General features: G+C 54.7%; 8 protein-coding genes. All 8 read left to right on the top strand.

The window, feature by feature from the left end; all coding sequences use genetic code 11:
- Positions 1–452 precede the first annotated feature (452 nt).
- The 8 genes from pnuC to msrA all read left to right on the top strand — a co-directional run bounded on the left by pnuC (position 453) and on the right by msrA (position 7,040).
- Positions 453–1,187 (top strand): nicotinamide riboside transporter PnuC, encoded by a 735-nt coding sequence (gene pnuC / locus LPA02S_RS09995; protein WP_054651464.1) that lies wholly within the window; start codon positions 453–455, stop codon positions 1,185–1,187.
- A gap of 126 nt (positions 1,188–1,313) precedes the next feature.
- Complete coding sequence (locus LPA02S_RS09990; protein WP_056956675.1) at positions 1,314–2,027, top strand: deoxynucleoside kinase; 714 nt, start codon at positions 1,314–1,316, stop codon at positions 2,025–2,027.
- Positions 2,028–2,234: 207 nt separating this feature from the next.
- On the top strand, positions 2,235–3,341 hold the full coding sequence (locus tag LPA02S_RS09985) for a GGDEF domain-containing protein (protein WP_054651466.1): 1,107 nt from the start codon (positions 2,235–2,237) through the stop codon (positions 3,339–3,341).
- 83 nt (positions 3,342–3,424) lie between these two features.
- On the top strand, positions 3,425–3,901 hold the full coding sequence (locus LPA02S_RS09980; RefSeq protein ID WP_054651468.1) for a GNAT family N-acetyltransferase: 477 nt from the start codon (positions 3,425–3,427) through the stop codon (positions 3,899–3,901).
- Positions 3,894–4,544, top strand: a complete 651-nt coding sequence (locus LPA02S_RS09975; protein WP_054651470.1) for a copper homeostasis protein CutC — start codon at positions 3,894–3,896, stop codon at positions 4,542–4,544. Before LPA02S_RS09980 ends, LPA02S_RS09975 begins: the two co-directional genes overlap by 8 nt.
- Position 4,545: 1 nt before the next feature.
- Positions 4,546–5,379 carry a putative RNA methyltransferase gene (locus tag LPA02S_RS09970; protein ID WP_054651472.1) on the top strand — a complete coding sequence of 278 codons (834 nt, stop codon included), beginning with the start codon at positions 4,546–4,548 and terminating at the stop codon, positions 5,377–5,379.
- 168 nt (positions 5,380–5,547) lie between these two features.
- Positions 5,548–6,219, top strand: a complete 672-nt coding sequence (locus LPA02S_RS09965; RefSeq protein WP_054651474.1) for a YoaK family protein — start codon at positions 5,548–5,550, stop codon at positions 6,217–6,219.
- Positions 6,216–7,040 carry a peptide-methionine (S)-S-oxide reductase MsrA gene (gene msrA / locus LPA02S_RS09960; RefSeq protein ID WP_056956674.1) on the top strand — a complete coding sequence of 275 codons (825 nt, stop codon included), beginning with the start codon at positions 6,216–6,218 and terminating at the stop codon, positions 7,038–7,040. Before LPA02S_RS09965 ends, msrA begins: the two co-directional genes overlap by 4 nt.
- Positions 7,041–7,108 lie beyond the last annotated feature (68 nt).

Genomic DNA, 7,108 nt, shown 5'->3' with positions numbered 1-7,108 from the left:
CAGCACGCCACAGCACCCGTACCGGCCAGAACCGCCACTAGGGGGACACTCCGTAACGATGTAGTGAGGTCCATTAGTACGGTTATATAAAGCGTAATTTTTCCTCACTAGATTATAATGTTTGTGTCTCAACGTTACCGTCCTTGATTTACCGCGAACAAGGCTGTCGTGGTCTTGCACCCATTTTTTGCAATGCGGTGGTGACCATTAAGAATTTAAATATTTGTCCATCCGTGAGTTGTAGTGGGGATTCACATGGATGGTTGCCGCCAGTAGCCGGATGGTGGCGTTACCATAAAATTATTCACCTACCACACTATATAGTGTGTGGTGCACGCACATATCACCAACATCTGGTAGATTCAAGACTTTAATTTCAAAAACTTTCGCCGCATAATGGTCAACAGTTGTTCTAACAACGAGATATTTATATAGTGAAGGGGATTTGTGCAATGGATTCATCAGAAAATTATTTCCAGTGGCTCTTTAACCAACTAAAGGGGTGGCCACAACAGAATTACTACCTGTTCTGGTTTGCTTTGGGTTGTCAGATTATGACGCTAGTTAACGCCAAGATCACCGGCCTGACCGTTATTACCTTCTTTGGTACCATGATCGGGGTGCTGTGCGTCCTGGCCATTAACGCCACGAAGGCCGTTAATGGTTGGTTGGGTCTCGTCAGCGCCGCCTGCTTTATTATTGTCGGTTTCTCCGCTAAGAACTACCTGTCCATCTTTGAACAGATTGCTTACGTGGTGACCCTGGACCTGCCCGTGCTGATCAGCGTTCGGAGCTGGAACAACGACACTAAGAACCACCTGCGTAAGTTTGGCGCCAAGGAATGGGTTACTTCCATTGCGTTCACGCTGATTGTTTGGGCAGTCAGTGCCTACCTGATTGGCAACCTGACCAACGACCCACGTCCTATCTACGACGGGATGGCATTCTCCATTTCCCTGACTGGTGGGATTGTCTGCTTCCTGCGTTACAGTAACCAGTACTTCTGGTGGCTGTTTAGTGGTGTGGCTCAACTCGTTTTGTGGGGCATCACCTTTGCCCAGGGCGACGCCAGCCTGGCAATGGCCATCAACTCCAGTATTTACGTTGTGAACGACATCTTGGCGTTCACGGTTAGCCCGTGGTTCAACGCTGGTCGTAAGCGCATGGGTCTGGAAACACTCAAGTAGCAATTAATTATTCTGTAATTGGCACTACCAATTTACGTCAAAACTGGTAAAGTGAATAAGGTACATTTGAGGCGAGCAGCTTGCTCGCTTTTGGTGGTTAAGAAAGAAAAAGGCGAGGGCTAGATCATGATTTATATTCTTGGTAGTATCGGCGCGGGCAAGACGTCGCTAACAAAGCTGCTGTCCGCTGATTTGGGCACACCAGCGTATTACGAGGACGTCGAAGGCAACGGGATGATTGCCAAGATGTTGCAGAAATTCTACGAGGCCGGCGAGGACAGTCGTAAGACGACGGGGACCATCCTGCAGATTGCGTTCCTGACTTTCCGTTATCAGCAGTTGAAGAAGGCCGTCATGCAGGAAAACGCCGTTCTGGATTCTTCCTTGGAATCTGACTTTGTTATGGCTTCGCAGCTGCACCAAAATGGTGAAATTGATGACGTGGACTTCAACATTTACGTGACGCTGTCACAGGAAATGCAGGCTAACGTCAATGGTAGCCCATGGAATGGTTTGCCTGACCTCGCCGTCTACCTGCAAATTGATCCTGACCACGAAATTGATGAAATTCAACACCGTGGTCGCGAGATGGAAGATATTCGTGACAAGCCGGAACTCGTGTCCTACTACAACCGGGTTAACCAGGCTTACCGTGAATGGTCAAAGGGCTACACCCGTTCGACCCTGTTAACCGTTAACCGGGACAAGTACGACTTTGTGAACCACCCCGAAGACCGTAACGCGGTGCTCGACCAGATTGAGCAAAAGTTGGTGGACCTCGGCAAGCTGTCACCACAGCGCTTCGCCGAGATTAAGCAGCAGCGGGCCGTAACTGAATAATAACGTATTATTTTGAGGGTGCCCTGACGTCAGTCGGCCAATATGGTTGGTGGCGGTAGGGGTGCTCTTTTTACGTGCGTACGGTTATTCTGGTTACACCGACCGTTTTTTAACCGTAGGGGCGTGACTAAGCTTTGAGCCATTCGCTATAATGTGATGAGCAGTACGTTGCGTGGTGCTGAGCCACGTTTGGGGGAGCGTGATCTGATGGTAGCAATAACCGGCTTTGCGTGGGTCGTAATGACCTTATTTAGTGTGGCATTTATCGCTCTGTTGCAGCAGTTAATGCACTGGGTGGACTGGGATGTGGAGGACACCGTCACGTGGCCGTGGCGCCACGAACTGGCTTACACGGCCTTTTTTGCCCTGTCTAGCACCGTTATTTTAAGCCTGGTTAATATTCTTAGCGAGCCGCTGGTAGGCCTCACCATGACTAACTGCGTCTTACTGATCTTGAGTACATACAATAACGTCATTCTCACGCTACGTAATAAAGTAGTAGCCACTGCCTGGACGTTAGCACTCGTGAGTATTTATTTCCCCGGATTTAGTTGGCCACTGGTCGTGCTGTTTACGGGCTACGTTTTCTTATTGTGGGCCGAGCAAAGGTGGTTTTTACCGTTTGACGCTCACCCAACAGTCACCGTGTTGGTGCAGTTCTACCTTGGCGTAGGGTACTGGCTACTGGCGGATAACGTTGGGATGGATACGCGTACGTTGCCGGTGATGCTGATCAGCTTTGCCATGAGTGCGGTCACCTGCTACGTGTTTACGGTGCTCTTGCATAACGACCACGTGCGGTCGCTTGATAGCGCCAAGAACGCCCGTACGGATGGATTGACGGGTGCCCGCAACTGGATGAGTTTTCGTGATGATACCGGTACGTGGTTTGATGGCGGGACGTCATTTCTCGTCATCGCGTTCGATATCGACCACTTCAAACGGATTAATGATACGTACGGTCACCTGGTGGGCAACCACGTACTAACGGGGTTCTGTGGCAGTCTGCAGGCTACGCTGAGTGCAGTGGAACCGGCCGCGCGTTTATACCGCACTGGTGGTGAGGAATTCATGGTGGTGGTACCAGACATGGACGCAACTGCCGGTCGGCAATTGGCGAAACGTTGTCAGAAAACGATTCGGGAATTACAAGTTTTGGATGATGACGGTCAGCCAGTACACGTGACGGCATCCATTGGGATTAGTGCGACAACGGCCGCTGATGAACGTGCCAACGCGGTATACCGCCGGGCAGACAGCCTGCTGTATCGCGCCAAGCAAGGCGGGCGGAACCGGATTGTGGGTGACGATTAGAGCAAAGTTGTGGCTGTTGCCGTGCTACAATTATTCACGAGGAACTAAAACGAGCCGGAAAACGGCCGCTGGGGGTGACAACTATGGACGTACAATTGCAACCAATGAACGCACATGAATACCAACAGTGGTTGGACACGAGTGTGCAGGAATATATTGCGGAGAAAGTGCATGCGGGTACCTGGACCGCCGAGGAGGCACCCGCCTTGGCACAAGCCAGTTACGCGGAGTTGTTGCCACAAGGCTTGGCGACTCCCAGCGAGTTGTTGTGGACCGTCACGGACGCAGGCCAACCCGTTGGTTCGTTGTGGGTACATTGGGATCAGGATAAGCGTACCTTCTTCGTCTACGACATCGTGATTGATGCGGCGATGAGGAATCAAGGCTACGGCCAGGCGACGCTGACGGCGTTGGACGCCGAGGCGCGGCAGCGGCGTGTGCGCAGCATTGGTCTGCACGTCTTTGGTGATAACCAACGGGCCCAGCATGTGTATGCCAAGATGGGTTTCGTGGTCACGGATATCAACATGTCCAAAGTGGTGGGGGATGCCGATGATTAGAGAGGTTGCTGTTGAGAACATGACGCTAATCGCGGCCGCCATTCAAGCGGGTGCCGGGCGGATTGAGCTGAACGATAATTTAGCGGTTGGTGGAACCACCGTCTCCGCCGGCGTCATGCACGCAGCCGTTGCGGTGGCCCATGAACACGGGGTGCCGGTGGTAGCAATGATTCGGCCCCGCGGTGGCGACTTTGTGTACACTGAGGCTGAGATTGCGGTGATGGTTGCGGATTTGGCCGTCGCACGGGACGCCGGCGTTGACGCCGTGACTTTTGGGGCGTTAACACGTGATGGGTTCTTAGCAACGACGGTCATGGAGCGGTTGATGGCCGCGGCCGGTAACCTACCCGTGGTGATGCACATGGCGTTTGATGCGATCCCAGCTCACGCTCAGGCGGCCGCGATTGACTGGCTCGTGGCACATAACGTGGTGCGTATACTAACGCACGGCGGACCGCTGACGACGCCCATCACGGCGACTTTGCCCCACCTCCAGGAAATTGTGGGGTGGGCGCACGGACGGATTGGCATTCTGCCAGGCGGCGGGGTGACGATGGATAACGTCGCGATGGTGACCAGTACGTTGGACGTTAGCGAGGCGCATGGCACCAAGATTGTCGGACAGCTAACTACGGGGGTGTAGATTGCGGAAAATTGAAGCAAAGGCGCAGATGGTGTCCGAGCAGGGGGAACTCTTTGCGTGCCCAGTCTGTCATGAGCCGCTGGAGGTCACCGGTACCAGCTTGGTTTGCCCGGAGCACCACCAGTTTGATTTGGCCAAGAAGGGGACCGTTAATTTTCTGAACGCTCCCGTGGCTACGGAGTACGGTACGGCCATGCTTGCCGCGCGGCGACGGGTGCTGTCGGCGGGTTTTTTCGACCAATTTTTGGCGGAGATCGCGACCGAACTAACGCCAAATGATCGCTTCCTGGATATTGGTTGCGGTGAGGGCACGCCGACCGCCAAGCTAGCGGCGACGGGGGCCACGGGCATCGGCTTTGATATTTCGTCCCCGGCCATCAATTTAGCGGGGGCGCTGGACACACCGGCGTTTTACTGCGTGGCGGATTTAGCACGGCTACCGTTCCTCGATGACACCTTTTCGGCGGTGGTGGACCTATTTTCTCCCGGTGCGTACGCGGAGTTTAACCGCGTTTTGCGTCCGGGTGGGCGGATTCTCAAAATTATCCCCGATGCCGATTACCTGCACGAACTCCGTCAGGGGCTATATGCGGGCACACCCAAAGGTACATACAGTAACGCCCGCGTCATGGACCGCTTCATGGCGGTCTATCCTCACGCAACCGTGACACCAATTGCGTACGACTTTGCGGTGACACCAGAACTGTTTGCCGACGTGGTTGCAATGACCCCGCTGACCTGGCAGGCGCCAGTTGCGGCCAAAGCCGCGTTATTGGCCGCACCACCGGCCAGCGTGCACGTAGCGGTTGATTTGTTGCGGGTACAGGTGGATTAACAGTCAGTAGTTACTAGTAATAGAGATCAACGGCGCTCAGTGGGCATCCGGAATTGCGGATGGTTGCTGAGCGTCGTTTTGGTACAGTTAACGTGCAATCGTTGGATAGTTGCAACGGCACTTATTAATTGTTAGTATTACGGCAGCATATAGAGGGTGGTGGACGTTTTGGAGACGCAAATTGCACGGCATGAACGGACGGTTTTCGGGGCCATTTTGACGTTGGCAGCCGGTGGACTTGATGCGTACTCGTACCTGGTGCACGGCGAAGTGTTCGCCGGCCTGCAAACGGGTAACTTGATTCTCTTTGGGGTGCACCTCGGCCAGGGCGACCTGGTGGGCAGTGGCCGTTATTTGGTATCGTTATTGGCTTTCTTTGTCGGTACGATTATCGTGCGGGTATTGCAACGACACCGCTGGTTAGGCCAACATGATCCGCAAAGGCGCCAGGCAATCCTGTTGTACGTTGCGGTCGTGTTGGTGCTGGCGGTGGTATTCAGTCAGTGGGGTGTCGCGGTGCTGGGCACAGCGCTACTATCGGTGGCCGCCGCCGCTGTATTGCAGGAGTTCCGTCGTCTGAACGGTGGGCCGTTCACGCCACTCATGATGACCGGCAACCTACGCACACTCGCCGAAACCAGTTTTGATGCGCTGTGGTTGCACGAGCAGAAGGCGTGGACAAAGTTGCGACAAACGGCCACGATCATGGTGACGTTTGCCGTGGGCGCAGGATTGGTGGCGTTGCTGCGGCGGTGGCTAGGAGCCGCGACTATCGTGGTACCAGTCATTGCGTTGTTAGGTGCATGGTGGTACCTGCGCCGGGAGGGTGATGCTAATTGAAATATAACCGTGAGCAGTTATTGGGTACCCTGACAACTTTGATTACCACGCCGGCAACCCGTGCCTGGGAACGGCAGTTGCTGGTGGGGGCCAAAGACGCGTTGACCAACGGTGGGCGTCCCGACGCGGTGGTCGCCAAACTAGAGGGCGAGTTGCGGCCGCTGGCGTTGCGCAACAACCTAACGCCGGATCTGACGGATTTCTATCGCCGCGTGACCGGGGACGAAGTGGGCGCGGCCCACTTTGATTTGGACCGGTATAACGCGGCCGACGCACCGTATGAGGACCGAGCAATCTTTGCTGGTGGCTGTTTTTGGTGCATGGTGGAACCGTTCGATACCCGGTCGGGAATTGAGGCGGTGGTATCGGGTTACACTGGTGGCACGGTGGAGCAGCCGACGTACGAGCAGGTGAGTGGTGGCTATACGGGGCACGTTGAGGCGGTCGAAATCATCTTTGACACACGCAAAATTACGTACGCCGAACTGGTAGATATTTATTGGCAGCTGATTGACCCCACCGACGACATGGGCCAGATGGGCGATCGTGGTGAGAATTACCGGCCGGTGATTTTTGTGCGGAACGACGCCCAACGTGCGGAGGCGGAAGCGTCGAAGCAGCGCGTGATTAATTCGGGGATGTACGCTGCACCGATTGTGGTGGGGGTTGAGGCCGCCACGACGTTTTGGCCGGCGGAAAACTTTCATCAGGACTTCTACAAGAAGAATGCGCGGCGGTACAAGCACATCGAGCGCGAACGCCAACAATTCCTCCGCTTCCAACATCTCCGCGGCCGCCTGCACCGGCTCTTCCGGAAGTAGGTTGCTACGGTGGTTGTTGACGGCAGCGTTGGTCGGACCGGCGAGCTGCGGCTTTCGTGGGGTGCTCC

Source organism: Lacticaseibacillus pantheris DSM 15945 = JCM 12539 = NBRC 106106, assembly GCF_001591865.1.
GTDB classification, from domain to species: Bacteria; Bacillota; Bacilli; order Lactobacillales; family Lactobacillaceae; genus Lacticaseibacillus; species Lacticaseibacillus pantheris.
The sequence above is the reverse complement of the archived record's forward strand: the minus strand, read 5'-3'. Positions and strand labels throughout refer to the sequence as shown.